The following is a 13,226-nucleotide window of genomic DNA, read 5'->3' as shown; positions in this document are numbered from 1 at the left end:
TCCCCCGATTCCCGACAGCGCCCGATTCCCGGCCGGATCCGGCCGGGGCCCGACGCGGCTACTGCCCGGTGGCGGCGTGCAGGTCGGTGCTGCCGGTGTAGCCGGGCAGGTTCAGCTCGCCGTTCTCCTGCACCTTCCAGCCCAGCCCGTAAGCCGTGACGTACTGCAGGTAGTTGCGCACCGAGGGGTCGGCGTCCACGGCGGCATGCAGGTCGGTGGTCCGGCCCACGGCCCGGATCACGTACGGCGGCGAGTAGACCCGGCCCTGCAGCAGCAGCGTGTTGCCGACGCAGCGCACCGCGCTGGTGGAGATCAGCCGCTGGTCCATCACCTGGACGCCCTGGGCGCCGCCCCGCCACAGCGCGTTGACCACGGCCTGGATGTCCTGCTGATGGATCACCAGGTCGTTGACGCCGGGCTCGGGCACGCCGGGGATCCGGGCGGTGGCGTCCGGCGGCGCGTCGTTCAGGGTGACGGTCAGGCCGGGGCCCTGCAGCGGGGTGAGGCCCGCCTGCTGCTGGAGGGTGGCCAGCAGATCGGCGTCGGCGGGGCTGCGGCCCTGCTGCTTGGCGAGCTGGTCGGCGCGCTGCTGCTGGTCGGAGATGGCGGACTGGGCCTGCTGGTTCTGGTTGCTGCGCTGCTGTATGACGTCGCCGAGCCGCAGCAGCGAGTCGTCGGTCCTCAGGTCGATGCCGTGGGCGGCGTGCGCGCTGACGTAGAAGAGCATTCCGGCCAGGGCGAAGACGCCGCAGGTCAGGACAGGACCGACAATTCGGGGCGAGTCGCGTCGAGCCGAGGCCGGCGACGGGGGAGGGTCCCCGGAAATCGAGGAATTAGGCACCGTACCCTTATCTCCTTCCGACCCGGCGAGCCACTACGCTAACGGACGCCGGTGGCATGTGCGGATCCTGAGCCGTACGGACCCGGTCCCACAGCCGCCCGCCCAGCCCCGCTGCACCCTGCGCGGTCCACAGCGCATCGACAGGAGAGCTCCTCGTGCCGAAGTCTCGACTCCGCAAGAAGTCCGACTACACCCCGCCGACGACGGCCACTGCCGTCAAGCTCAGTACCGGGCGCAGCTGGGTGGCCCCCGTGATGCTCGGGCTGTTCCTGATCGGGTTGGTCTGGATCGTCACGTACTACGTGACCAGCAGCAGCTACCCGGTGCACGCCTGGGGCAACTGGAACATCCTGGTCGGCTTCGGCTTCATCGCGGCGGGCTTCGGCGTCTCCACGCAGTGGAAGTAACCGCCCGCTGAACACCCCCTGATGCCGCCCCGCCGTGCTGCCGCACCGGTGGGGCGGCTCGTCGCGCTGTGCAAGCGCAGTCCTACGAACCGCTTATCCACACGGTTATCCACAGTGGGGAAAAGTCGACCCATCCTGTGGATAACTCACCCGGGCGAAGCCTGTGGAGGATCGGCCCAAAACCCGTCCCCACCTGGTGACTTCGCTGACGGACACGCGTAGACCGACCTCCGGAGCACCATTCGGCACACAGCCTGTGTGCGGTTCACCGCATGCTGTGGACAACGTCAGGCGCCCCACTGGGGGGCGCACACTCGGCGATACGCGCCCCCGTCGGCGCTGACGGCGCTCAGCCGGTCAGCCGCGCCGACTCCACCAACACGATCGCGACCACCACGGCCAGCATCACGACCACCGTGCCGGCCTGCACCAGGTTCCGGTTCGCCCGCGGCGCGTACATCATCCCGATCCCGGTCAGCACGCCCGCGACCAGCCCGCCGATGTGGGCCCGCCAGTCGACCTGCGGCACCGAGAAGGTGATCACCAGGTTGAAGACGATCAGCGCGATCACCGGGCCCAGCGGCTGCCGGGCCACCCGGTAGAGCACGGCGGTGGCGCCGAAGACCCCGAAGATCGCCCCGGAGGCGCCCAGCGAGGCCACGGCGGACCCCGCGACCAGGTAGACCAGCGCACTGCCGGCCAGCCCCGAGACCAGGTACAGCGCGAGATAGCGCACCCGGCCCAGCACCCGCTCCAGGGTGGGACCCATCCACCAGAGCGCCAGCATGTTGGAACCGACGTGGAGCGGCGCGGTGTGCAGGAAGGTCGCGGTGAGCAGCCGGTACCACTGGTCGGGCCCGGCGGCCACGCCGTAGCCCGTCCCGGACGGCGAGACGTAGCTGTACAGCTCCCACTGGTTGGCCAGCGACTTGTCCAGGTAGCCGGCGAGCAGGAAGACCACCAGGTTGATCCCGACGAGGATCTTGGTCACCAGTGCACCGTCACCCGTGAGCCGGCCGCCGAACCGGGTGGTCGGCGCCTGGGCGGGCCGGGCGGCGGTCGCACCGCGCACGCACTCCGGGCAGTGGAAGCCGACCGAGGCGTCGATCATGCACTGCGGGCAGATCGGCCGGCCGCAGCGCGAGCAGCTGACCCCGGTCTCCTGGTCGGCGTGCCGGTAGCAGCGCGGCAGCACGTGTGCCTCGGCCGCCGCCTCGTCCTGGGCCATCTGCGGATCTTCCTCCTCATGACAGTTCCCGGTACCGCTCCGCCACACGGAGGGTCACCGGGAACGTCAAGGCTACTGCCGCGCAAGCGGCGCCGACAGGACTCAGCTGCGGGTGATCTCGACCGACTCGATCACCACGTCCCGCACCGGACGGTCAGCGCGGCTGGTGGGGACCACCGCGATCTCGTCGACGACCTTCTGGCCGGCCTCGTCGACGACCTCACCGAAGATGGTGTGCTTGCGGGTCAGCCAGGCGGTGGGGCTCACCGTGATGAAGAACTGCGAGCCATTGGTGCCCGGGCCGGCGTTGGCCATGGCGAGCAGGTAGGGCTTGGTGAAGGCCAGGTCGGGGTGGAACTCGTCGGCGAACTTGTAGCCCGGGCCGCCGGTGCCCTGACCCAGCGGGTCGCCGCCCTGGATCATGAAGTCCTGGATCACCCGGTGGAAGATGGTGCCGTCGTAGAGGCGGTCGGTGCTCTTCCTACCGGTCTCGGGGTGCACCCACTCACGCTTGCCCTCGGCCAGCTCGACGAAGTTCGCCACCGTCTTCGGAGCGTGGTTCGGGAAGAGCTTGACCACGATGTCGCCGTGGTTGGTCTTGAGCGTCGCGAACAGTTCCTCGGCCACCAGCAGCGCCTTCCTTCTCTCTCCAGTACTGACCGCTGCATCATGCCACGCCCGCCCCACCGGCCCGGGGGCCACGCGGAGAGCGCCACAGCGCGGACGGCCCAGCCTGCCATGCGATAGGACAAATCGGGATGCATGATCTCGAATCAGCTGGATAAGTGCATAGACGATGCCACCCAGGAGGAGGATCCCCGTGACCCGCTTGGACACCGCACGTGAGACGGCAGGCAAGACCATGGACTCGCTGGCGCCCTACGCCGCCACCGCCAAGGACACCGCCGCGCACTACGCGGACGAGGCCCGGCAGCGGCTCGGTCCAGCCCTCGACGCGCTCGGTCCGCGGGTCGAGGCGGCCGCCTGCCAGGCCAGGACCGGCACCCGGCAGGCCGCCCACTCGGCCGCCCACTCCGCCCGGTCCGGCTACAGCAGGCACCTCGCGCCCCACGTCGGGCAGGCGTTCACCGCCCTGCCGCCGCGCGCCCAGGAGAACACCCTGCGGGCGGTGCACCGGGCGCAGGAGGCCGCGCTGGCCGCCAAGCACTCCGCCGACCGAGCCGGCGACTACGCGCGCGCCACCACGCTGCCCAAGCTGGCCGGCGCGCTGGACGAGGCCCGGTCCGCCGCCGGCCCCGCGCTGCACGAGGCGCAGAGCCGCGGCGCGGCCGCCCTGATCGCGCTGCAGGGCCAGGTGAGCCCGGCGGAGATCAGCAAGCTGGCCGCCAAGAACGCCCGCAAGGCCCGCTGCAACGCGCTGGCCACCTCACTGGCGGTGGCCGGCGCGGTGGCGGTCGGCGGCGGGGTGCTGATCTGGGCCTGGTGGCACAAGCGCAGCGAGCCGGAGTGGCTGGTCGAGCCGCCCGAGGTGCAGGGCCCGCCGACCTCCGTGCACCCGGGCACCGCCCCGCTCAACGGCTCCGGCCCCGGCGCCGCCGACGAGACCGACCAGCCGCTGCCGGACTCCCCCGGCGGCACCCCGCACCCGGACGACGGCCACCCCAAGCCGCACGACCCACGCAAGCCGCACTGAGCCCCGCCGGGCCACCGAAAACGCGGATGGCCGACCTGTTTCCAGGTCGGCCATCCGCGTTCGCGCTGTGGAGCTTAGGAGACTCGAACTCCTGACATCTGCCTTGCAAAGGCAGCGCTCTACCAACTGAGCTAAAGCCCCGTGACGGTGCACCGGTCGCCGTCGGAGAACAGCGTACCGGGTCCGTCGGAAAATCTTGAGCAGGTATCCGGCATCAGCCAGGCAGGCGGGATCCGGGGAGGTCCAGCGGGACCTCCCGTCGTCCGCTGCGGGTCAGCGGCCGGCCGGGATCGGGTCGGTGGCCTCGGTCCACAGGTCCTGCTCGGCACGGTCGGCCTGGACCTGACGGTAGACAAAGAAGCCGCCGAGGGCGACCAGGGCGACCAGGAGGAGCTTCTTCACCGCGGGACCTCGTCCTTCTCAGCGTGGGCAGTCTCAGCAGCCGGCTGTCCGAACCGGGCGTCCGGGCTGCGAGTCCTCGAATGTGCACGTATGAATCGGCGGTTGGCGAGCCAAACCGCTCTGCGGCCGATGATACACACCCGTGTCCTGTTCGAGACCGGCCAGCGGCAGCTCAACCGGCGGACCCTGACGACGGTTTGACGGCGCGGTGCCCGTCAGCACGGCGGGCGGCGGGTCCGGCACCGGTGCGCAGCGGCCGTTCGGCGCCGGTGCGACGGCTCAGTCGGCCGGGCCGGGGCGCCCGAAGGCCACCGTGGCGTCGTCGTGGCGCTTGCCGCGCAGCCCGGGCGGTTCGGCCAGCTCAGCCGCCCGTACCGCCCGTAGGGCCCCTTCCGGGCCCTGCTCGTCCAGCACGTCGAGCAGCTGCCGCCAGCTCCAGCCGTACCGCTCGACCAACCGCGAGACGCCGTCGGTGAGGACCGCGAAGCGGCGTACCTCGCCCCACGGGTGGCAGCCGGTCAGCGCCTGGTCGGCAGCCTCGGGGCGGGTGCTGGCCACCCAGAAGCCGCCGGGGGCGTTGCGCAGCCGGGCGACGGTGGCCAGATCGTAGGCGGGCAGGCGCTCGACCCGGTCGTCGAGCACCACCTCCAGCCGACCGTCCGTCAGCTCCACCAGGACCGGCGAGTCGGCGAGCACCAGGTGCTCCAGCCGATCGCCGCGCCGGCGCAGCAGCGCCACGGTGGCCGAAGGGCTGTCAGGGTGGCCGAGATCACAGCTGTCCGCGTGCAGCTCCCGCAGCCGTTCGATCGCCGCCCGCAGCACCTCGGTCAGTGGCCACTGCGGCTCCTCGACCAGCAACTGCCCCAGCCGCACCCCCAGCCGCCTGGTCACCCAGGCCACGTCGTGCCGGCAGCCGGTCTCGGGCGCGCTCACGGTGGCACCGTCCAGCACCACCACGAAGTCCTCGCCCGCCAGCACGAAATCCTCGTTGGCCCGCCCGCCCGGCGCCGCCACCGACAGATAGCCGACCCGCATCCACCCGCTCCTCTGCCTCGAAACAGCGCCGAAAACAGAAGCGCCCCGGATGGTGAACCATCCGAGGCGCTCTCGCAGGTGGGCCTAACAGGACTTGAACCTGTGGCCTCTTCCTTATCAGGGAAGCGCTCTAACCGTCTGAGCTATAGGCCCTTGCCGCACTGAAAGATTAGCGGACCGATGGCCGATCTCCCAAATCCACGCTCTCGGCCCCGCTCGGCCCGGCAATCGCAACGTGCAGCTCAGGGGCACCGGGCCCGGCGGCGGAGGGCTCGGCGCGGGCCAGCCACTGCTCCCGGGTGGCCTGCAGGCCGCTGTCGCCGCTCGTGGCGGTGCGCACGGCCAGCACCTGGTTGACCCCGATCCGGTTCTCCTCGAAGGCCAGCGCCGAGGCGGCCATGTACAACCGCCAGACCCGCGCCCGGCCCCGGCCCACCAGCCGGATCGCCGTCGGCCAGCCGGCCTCCAGGTTGGCCACCCACTCGCGCAGCGTCAGCGCGTAGTGCTCGCGCAGGGCTTCGACGTCGCGCACCTCGAAGCCCGCCTCCTCCAGCAGCTCCACGGTGTGGCCCACCGGCGCCAGCTCGCCGTCCGGGAAGACGTAGCGGGAGATGAACGGGCTGCTGCGGTAGACCTCGTCGGGGCGGCTGGGGCGGCGGGCGATCTGGTGGTTGAGCAGCCGCCCGCCGGGGACCAGCAGGTCGTACAGGCCGCCGGCGTAGACCCGGTACTGCTCGCTGCCGACGTGCTCGGCCATGCCGACGCTGGAGATCGCGTCGTAGGGGCCGTCGGTGATCTCGCGGTAGTCCTGCAGGCGGATCTCCACCCGGTCGGCCAGCCCGGCGGCGGCCACCCGCTCGCGGGCCAGCGCCACCTGTTCGGCGGAGATGCTCACCCCGACGGCGGTGACGCCGTAGTGCTCGGCCGCGTGCAGCACCAGCGAGCCCCAGCCGCAGCCGACGTCCAGCAGGCGCATCCCGGGACGCAGGCCCAGCTTGCGGCAGATCAGGTCGAGCTTGGCCGCCTGGGCGTCCTCCAGGCTCTTGCTCTCCGGCGTCCAGTAGGCGCAGGAGTAGACCATCGAACTGCCGAGCACCAGGCGGTAGAACTCGTTGCCGACGTCGTAGTGGTGACTGATCGCGGCCCGGTCGCGCCGCCGGCTGTGCAGCCGGCCCTCGGGGCGGGCCTCCTCGGCGGGCAGCGCGGGCTGCGGGCCGAGCGCCCCGACCTTGGCCAGCACCGCCGCCGCCCGGCGCCCCGCCGGGCCGGTCAGGTCGCCCAGGCCCAGGTGCAGGTCGCGTACCTCGGGACGTTCGGCGAAGTGCGCCACCTCGGCCAGCACGGTGTAGAGGTCCTCGCCGGGGCCGAGGTCCAGGTCGCCGGAGACGTAGGCACGCGCCAGCCCGAGCTCGCCCGGGGACCAGAGCAGCCGGCGCAGCGCCCGCCGGTTGCGCAGCAGCAGCACCGGCGCCTGCGGGGGCCCCGCGGCGCTGCCGTCCCAGGCCTGCAGGCGGAACGGCAGCTGGGTGCCGACCAAGTCCTCCAGCGCACCGACGAGCTGCTGGGCGATCTGTGCCATCAGTGAACCTCCGCGCAACCGAGTGGACAGCGCTCGCGCGGAGGCTGTCCCGTGGGCCGAACCGGTAGCCGTGCAGCGGGACGCTCCAGCCAATCCAGGCACCGTCACCCGGCTCCGGCGGCGCGCCGGGGCCGGGCCCGGCTGTCACCCGAATGACGAAGCGGACCCCCTCGATCCAACAACCGAAGGGGCCCGCGCATGCCGTGTTTCGCGAATTTGGTTCGTACTGTGAGACGTTTTCTGACGATCGATCAGCCTATGACCGGGCGAGCGTCAGTCCTCCTCCGCCAGGGTCAGCTCGATGCCGCCGGTGAAACCCGCCGCCGCGTTGTAGATGAACGCCGCCAGGGTGCAGAGCGCGGTCATCAGGATCACGTCCACGACGGCGATCAGCGAGGTGTAGGTGAGCACCTTGCCGAAGCCGATGTAGTCCATGATGTTGATGCCGTTGCCGCTGCCGCCGGTGCCCGAGCCGGTGGCGTCCTTGAGCATGTTGCCCACCGAGCTGAAGACGCCCAGCGAGTCCAGCACGCCCCACAGCACGGCCGCCGCGACGATCATGATGATGCCGAGCGCCAGCGACAGCAGGAAGCTGACCTTCATCACCGACCAGGGGTCGGCCTTGGTGATCCGCAGCCGCGCCTTGCGGGTGCGCCCCGCCAGGCCGGCCTGGGCCGGCACCGGAGCGGCGGCGGGGGCCGTCGCGGGACGCCGCGGTGCGGCGCCCTGCGGTGCGGCGGGCCCGGCGCTGCGGGTGCCGCGCGGCGGGGTCGGCTGCCCCTTGGTGTACGTGGTCGGCGTCGAGTAGCCGCTGCCACCCGGCGCCGGCGCACCCGGCGGCTGGGCCGGGGCCGGCGTGTAGCCGCCGCCCGAGCCCACCGCGGACATCAGCGAGGTGGAGGCAGCCGGGTGCTCGGTCGGCGGCTGCGGTACACCTCCGTACGGCGCACCGCCCGGCGCGGCACCTCCCGCAGCACCCGTGGTCCCACTCACTCTGGTGTCCTCCCAGTTTCCCGCCGGGGGCGCGCTGTACGCCCCGGTCGACACTCCACTGTGCGGCATCAAGCTGAGAAGCCCGAAACCGGGGCAGGCCGGCCCTCCCAGCCCGTGAGCGGGAGTGCCGGCTGCCCGATGTACGTCAGCCCAGGTCAGCGGCGTCGTCAGCGGTCGGTGCGGGGTCGGTCACGGCCTCCGCCGTGCCCTCGACCACACCTTCCGCAGCAGCCTGCGTGCCGTCCTCGGCCGAATCCTCGGCCCCGTCCTCGTCCTCCGCCTCCGCGTTGCGGGCCACGCCCACCACCGCGTCGCGCTTTCCGAGGTTGATCAGTTGGACGCCCATGGTGTCACGTCCGGTTTCACGAACTCCGGAAACCCTTGTGCGGATCACCCCACCCGAGAGGGTGATGGCCATGATCTCGTCGCTCTCCTCGACCACCAGCGCGCCCACCAGCGAACCGCGGCCCTCGACGATCTTCGCCGCCTTGGTGCCGAAGCCGCCGCGGCCCTGGACCCGGTACTCGTCCACCGGGGTCCGCTTGGCGTAGCCGCCGTCGGTCGCGGTGAAGACGAAGGTACCGGGCCGCACCACGTTCATCGACAGCAACTCGTCGTCCTCGCGGAAGGCCATGCCCTTCACGCCCGAGGTGGCCCGGCTCATCGGGCGCAGCGACTCGTCGGTGGCGGTGAAGCGGATCGACTGGGCCTTCTTGGAGACCAGCAGCAGGTCGTCCTCGGCGGAGACCAGCTCGGCGCCGATCAGCTCGTCGTCCCGGCCGTTCTCGTCGGTGCGCAGGTTGATCGCGATCAGACCGCCCGAGCGGGGCGAGTCGTAGTCCTTCAGGTGCGACTTCTTGACCAGGCCCTCGCGGGTGGCCAGCACCAGGTACGGCTTGTCCTCGTAGGTGCGCACCGCCATCACCTGGGTGATGTGCTCCTCCGGCTGGAAGGCCAGCAGGTTGGCCACGTGCTGGCCGCGGGCGTCGCGCCCGGCGTCCGGCAGCTCGTAGCCCTTGGCCCGGTAGACCCGGCCCTTGTTGGTGAAGAAGAGGATCCAGTTGTGCGTGGTGGTCACGAAGAAGTGGTCGACGAGGTCGTCCTGCTTCAGCTGCGCGCCGCGCACGCCCTTGCCGCCGCGCTTCTGCGAGCGGTAGAGGTCGGAGCGGGTGCGCTTGACGTAGCCGCCACGGGTGATCGTGACGACGATGTCCTCCTCCGCGATCAGGTCCTCGACCGACATGTCGCCGTCGAAGGGGATCAGCGTGGAGCGCCGCTCGTCGCCGTACTTGTCGACGATCGCGGTCAGCTCCTCGGAGATGATCTCGCGCTGACGCGCCGGCGAGGCCAGGATCGCGTTGTACTCGTCGATCTTGCGCTGCAGCTCGTCGTGCTCGTCGGTGATCCGCTGGCGCTCCAGAGCGGCCAGGCGACGCAGCTGCATCTCCAGGATCGCGTTGGCCTGCAGCTCGTCGATGGCGAGCAGGCTCATCAGGCCGCTGCGAGCCGCGTCGGCCGAGTCCGAGGCCCGGATCAGCGCGATGACCTGGTCGATCATGTCCAGCGCCTTGAGCAGCGCGCGCAGGATGTGGGCGCGCTCCTCGGCCTTGCGCAGCCGGAACCGGGTGCGCCGGACGATGACCTCGACCTGGTGGCCGACCCAGTGCCGGATGAAGGCGTCCAGCGAGAGCGTGCGCGGCACGCCGTCCACCAGGGCCAGCATGTTGGCGCCGAAGTTGGTCTGCAGATCGGTGTGCTTGTAGAGGTTGTTCAGCACCACCTTGGCGACCGCGTCGCGCTTGAGCACGATCACCAGGCGCTGGCCGGTGCGCGAGGAGGACTCGTCGCGCACGTCGGCGATGCCGGCCACCCGGCCGTCCTTGACCAGGTCGGCGATCTTCAGCGCCAGGTTGTCCGGGTTGACCTGGTACGGCAGCTCGGTGATCACCAGGCACTGGCGGCCCTGGATCTCCTCGACCTCGACCACCGCGCGCATGGTGATCGAGCCGCGCCCGGTCCGGTAGGCGTCCTCGATGCCGCGGCGGCCCACGATCAGCGCGCCGGTCGGGAAGTCCGGCGCCTTGATCCGCTCGATCAGGGCTTCCAGCAGTTCCTCGTTGGAGGCGTCCGGGTGCTCCAGCGCCCAGAGCGCGCCGGAGGCCACCTCGCGCAGGTTGTGCGGCGGGATGTTGGTGGCCATGCCGACCGCGATGCCGGTGGCACCGTTGACCAGCAGGTTGGGGATGCGCGAGGGCAGGACGGTCGGCTCCTGCGAGCGGCCGTCGTAGTTGGCGGCGAAGTCGACGGTCTCCTCGTCGATGTCGCGCATCATCTCCATGGCCAGCGGCATCAGCTTGCACTCGGTGTAGCGCATCGCCGCGGCCGGGTCGTTGCCCGGCGAGCCGAAGTTGCCGTTGCCGTCCACCAGCGGCATCCGCAGCGACCAGGGCTGGGCCAGCCGCACCACGGTGTCGTAGATCGAGGTGTCACCGTGCGGGTGGTAGTTGCCCATCACGTCGCCGACCACGCGGGCGCACTTGTAGTAGCCCTTCTCGGGCCGGTAGCCGCCGTCGTACATCGCGTACAGCACACGCCGGTGCACCGGCTTGAGGCCGTCGCGGACCTCGGGCAGCGCACGGCTGACGATCACGCTCATCGCGTAGTCGAGGTAGGAGCGCTGCATCTCGGTCTCGAGCTCGATCGGCTCGACCCGGGAGACAAAGGTATCGGTGGAGCCGGTTTCCGGCTGCTCGCCCTCAGGACGGTTGTCGTCGACCACTGGTGGTCAGTTTCCTTTCACGCGTGACTGGAGTGTGCGATCCATCGCGGTCGCTTGGTGAGCTGCGATGCCTCGTCACACGTCCAGGAAGCGGACGTCCTTGGCGTTGCGCTGGATGAAGGACCGACGGGCCTCGACGTCCTCGCCCATCAGGACCGAGAAGAGGTCGTCGGCGCGGGCCGCGTCCTCCAGGGTGATCCGCTGCAGCAGGCGGTGCGCGGCGTCCATGGTGGTGATCCGCAGCTCCTCGGCGTTCATCTCGCCCAGACCCTTGAAGCGCTGGATCGCGTCGTCCTTGGGCAGCCGGCGCCCGGCCGCCACACCCGCCTCGATCACCGAGTCGCGCTCGCGGTCGGAGTAGACGTAGTCGAAGTCGTCCTTGCCCCACTTGATCTTGTACAGCGGGGGCATCGCCAGGTAGACGTACCCGGCCTCGACCAGCGGGCGCATGAAGCGGAAGAGCAGGGTGAGCAGCAGGGTGCGGATGTGCTGCCCGTCGACGTCGGCGTCGGCCATCAGCACGATCTTGTGATAGCGCAGCTTGGACTCGTCGTAGTCCTCCTGGATGCCGCAGCCGAAGGCCGAGATCAGCGCCTGGACCTCGGTGTTCTGCAGCACCTTGTCGATCCGGGCCTTCTCGACGTTCAGGATCTTGCCGCGGATCGGCAGGATGGCCTGGGTGCGCGGGTCGCGGCCCTGCTTGGCCGAGCCGCCGGCCGAGTCACCCTCGACGATGAAGATCTCGCACTCGGCCGGGTCCTTGGACTGGCAGTCGCTCAGCTTGCCGGGCAGCGAGGCGCTCTCCAGCAGGCCCTTGCGGCGCGTCAGGTCGCGCGCCTTGCGGGCCGCCATCCGGGCGGTGGCCGAGTTGATCGACTTGCGGATGATGTCCGCGGCCTCGGTCGGGTTGCGGTCCAGCCAGTCGTTCAGCTGCTCGTGCACCACGCGCTGGACGAAGGTCTTCGCCTCGGTGTTGCCCAGCTTGTCCTTGGTCTGACCCTCGAACTGCGGCTCGCCGAGCTTGACCGAGATGATCGCGGTCAAGCCCTCGCGGATGTCCTCGCCGGAGAGGTTCTCGTCCTTCTCCCGGAGCAGCTTCTTGTCCCGCGCGTAGCGGTTGACCAGGCCGGTCAGCGCCGCGCGGAAGCCCTCCTCGTGGGTACCGCCGCCGTGCGTGTGGATCGTGTTGGCGAAGGAGTAGACCCCCTCGGTGTACGAGGAGTTCCACTGCATGGCGACCTCGACCGAGATCGTCTTGTCCTTGTCCTCCGCCTCGAAGTCGATCACCGAGGGGTGGATGACCTCGCCCTTGCGGGAGTTGAGGTCCTTCACGAAGTCGGCGATGCCGCCCTCGTAGTGGTACTTGGCGGAGAGCGGCTTGCCCTCGTCGTCGACGTGCTCATCGCGCTCGTCGGTCAGCGAGATGCTCAGGCCCTTGTTGAGGAAGGCCATCTCCTTGAAACGGCGCGAGAGCGTCTCGAAGGAGTAGACGGTGGTCTCGAAGATGTCCGGGTCGGCCCAGAACGTGACGCTGGTGCCGGTCCGGTCGGTCACCTCGTGCTGCTGCAGCGGGGCGGTCGGGGCGCCGAGCTTGTAGTCCTGGGTCCACCGGTGGCCATCGGTGTGGATCTCGATGGCGAGCCTGGTGGAGAGCGCGTTGACCACCGAGACGCCGACGCCGTGCAGACCGCCGGAGACCGCGTAGCCGCCACCGCCGAACTTGCCGCCCGCGTGCAGCACGGTCAGCACGACCTCGACGGCCGGCTTCTCCTGCCCTGGGACGATGCCGACCGGGATGCCGCGGCCGTTGTCGACCACCCGCACCCCGCCGTCGGCCAGGATCGTCACGTCGATGGTGTCCGCGTGCCCCGCCATCGCCTCGTCGACGGAGTTGTCCACCACCTCCTGGACCAGGTGGTGCAGCCCGCGCTCACCGGTGGAACCGATGTACATACCGGGACGCTTGCGAACCGCGTCGAGCCCCTCCAGCACCTGGATGTTGCTGGCGGTGTAGGAGGTACCCGAGGACGGGTCGGTGGGGACGGGGGACTGGCTGGAATCGCCGGAATCGGCCACGAAGCGCCCTCTCTGGCACAGCACGGGCCGCATCCCCGCCCAGGGTTCGGGCGGACGTGCGACCACGGCGTTTCGACTCAGTTACCGCAAGCGGCAGTGTTTGACTCTCAGTCTACCGGTACCACTGACATAGATGGGCGTTTGGCAGGCTCTGAAGGCGGATTTGCCGCCCCGAATCCCCTCCGCACATGTCCCGATACTCGCCCGGGGGGCTCAGCGGCCTCACGCGGGC

General features: G+C 70.4%; 11 protein-coding genes and 2 tRNA genes. 2 read left to right on the top strand and 11 right to left on the bottom strand.

What is annotated here, in order from left to right:
• Window positions 1-58: 58 nt before the first annotated feature.
• Window positions 59-727, bottom strand: coding sequence for a DUF881 domain-containing protein (locus ACFZB9_RS29150; RefSeq protein WP_391452025.1), 669 nt, complete (start codon window positions 725-727; stop codon window positions 59-61).
• A gap of 269 nt (window positions 728-996) precedes the next feature.
• On the opposite strand from ACFZB9_RS29150, the gene crgA reads away from it, so the two are divergent.
• Window positions 997-1,248 (top strand): cell division protein CrgA, encoded by a 252-nt coding sequence (crgA, locus tag ACFZB9_RS29145; RefSeq protein WP_327068011.1) that lies wholly within the window; start codon window positions 997-999, stop codon window positions 1,246-1,248.
• A 349-nt stretch (window positions 1,249-1,597) separates the two neighbouring features.
• Here the strand turns inward: crgA and ACFZB9_RS29140 are convergent, their stop codons facing one another.
• Together ACFZB9_RS29140 and ACFZB9_RS29135 are read right to left on the bottom strand one after the other, a co-directional pair.
• Entirely contained in the window at window positions 1,598-2,476 is an 879-nt protein-coding gene (locus tag ACFZB9_RS29140; RefSeq protein WP_391452023.1) for a rhomboid family intramembrane serine protease, read from the bottom strand.
• A 102-nt stretch (window positions 2,477-2,578) separates the two neighbouring features.
• Window positions 2,579-3,103, bottom strand: a complete 525-nt coding sequence (locus ACFZB9_RS29135) for a peptidylprolyl isomerase (protein WP_391452021.1) — start codon at window positions 3,101-3,103, stop codon at window positions 2,579-2,581.
• Window positions 3,104-3,296: 193 nt separating this feature from the next.
• Between ACFZB9_RS29135 and ACFZB9_RS29130 the strand changes: the two genes are divergently transcribed.
• Window positions 3,297-4,130 (top strand): DUF5324 family protein, encoded by an 834-nt coding sequence (locus ACFZB9_RS29130; protein ID WP_391452019.1) that lies wholly within the window; start codon window positions 3,297-3,299, stop codon window positions 4,128-4,130.
• A 68-nt stretch (window positions 4,131-4,198) separates the two neighbouring features.
• Here the strand turns inward: ACFZB9_RS29130 and ACFZB9_RS29125 are convergent.
• The 8 genes from ACFZB9_RS29125 to gyrB all read right to left on the bottom strand — a co-directional run bounded on the left by ACFZB9_RS29125 (window position 4,199) and on the right by gyrB (window position 13,018).
• Window positions 4,199-4,271: transfer RNA gene (locus tag ACFZB9_RS29125), tRNA-Ala, on the bottom strand.
• A 132-nt stretch (window positions 4,272-4,403) separates the two neighbouring features.
• On the bottom strand, window positions 4,404-4,532 hold the full coding sequence (locus ACFZB9_RS29120) for a DLW-39 family protein (protein ID WP_211786189.1): 129 nt from the start codon (window positions 4,530-4,532) through the stop codon (window positions 4,404-4,406).
• A 279-nt stretch (window positions 4,533-4,811) separates the two neighbouring features.
• The gene (locus tag ACFZB9_RS29115) at window positions 4,812-5,567 is read right to left on the bottom strand and encodes a protein phosphatase 2C domain-containing protein (protein ID WP_391452018.1); all 756 of its coding nucleotides are present in this window, start codon (window positions 5,565-5,567) and stop codon (window positions 4,812-4,814) included.
• 79 nt (window positions 5,568-5,646) lie between these two features.
• Window positions 5,647-5,720 (bottom strand) — tRNA-Ile (locus tag ACFZB9_RS29110).
• Window positions 5,721-5,736: 16 nt separating this feature from the next.
• On the bottom strand, window positions 5,737-7,146 hold the full coding sequence (locus ACFZB9_RS29105) for a class I SAM-dependent methyltransferase (RefSeq protein WP_391452016.1): 1,410 nt from the start codon (window positions 7,144-7,146) through the stop codon (window positions 5,737-5,739).
• Between the two features lie 273 nt (window positions 7,147-7,419).
• Window positions 7,420-8,139 (bottom strand): DUF3566 domain-containing protein, encoded by a 720-nt coding sequence (locus tag ACFZB9_RS29100; RefSeq protein ID WP_391452014.1) that lies wholly within the window; start codon window positions 8,137-8,139, stop codon window positions 7,420-7,422.
• Between the two features lie 145 nt (window positions 8,140-8,284).
• Window positions 8,285-10,918, bottom strand: a complete 2,634-nt coding sequence (gyrA, locus tag ACFZB9_RS29095) for a DNA gyrase subunit A (protein WP_391452012.1) — start codon at window positions 10,916-10,918, stop codon at window positions 8,285-8,287.
• A gap of 75 nt (window positions 10,919-10,993) precedes the next feature.
• The gene (gene gyrB, locus ACFZB9_RS29090; protein ID WP_391452010.1) at window positions 10,994-13,018 is read right to left on the bottom strand and encodes a DNA topoisomerase (ATP-hydrolyzing) subunit B; all 2,025 of its coding nucleotides are present in this window, start codon (window positions 13,016-13,018) and stop codon (window positions 10,994-10,996) included.
• Window positions 13,019-13,226: the final 208 nt, after the last annotated feature.

The organism is Kitasatospora sp. NPDC008050, from assembly GCF_042957465.1.
Lineage (GTDB): Bacteria > Actinomycetota > Actinomycetes > Streptomycetales > Streptomycetaceae > Kitasatospora.
The sequence above is the reverse complement of the archived record's forward strand: the minus strand, read 5'-3'. Positions and strand labels throughout refer to the sequence as shown.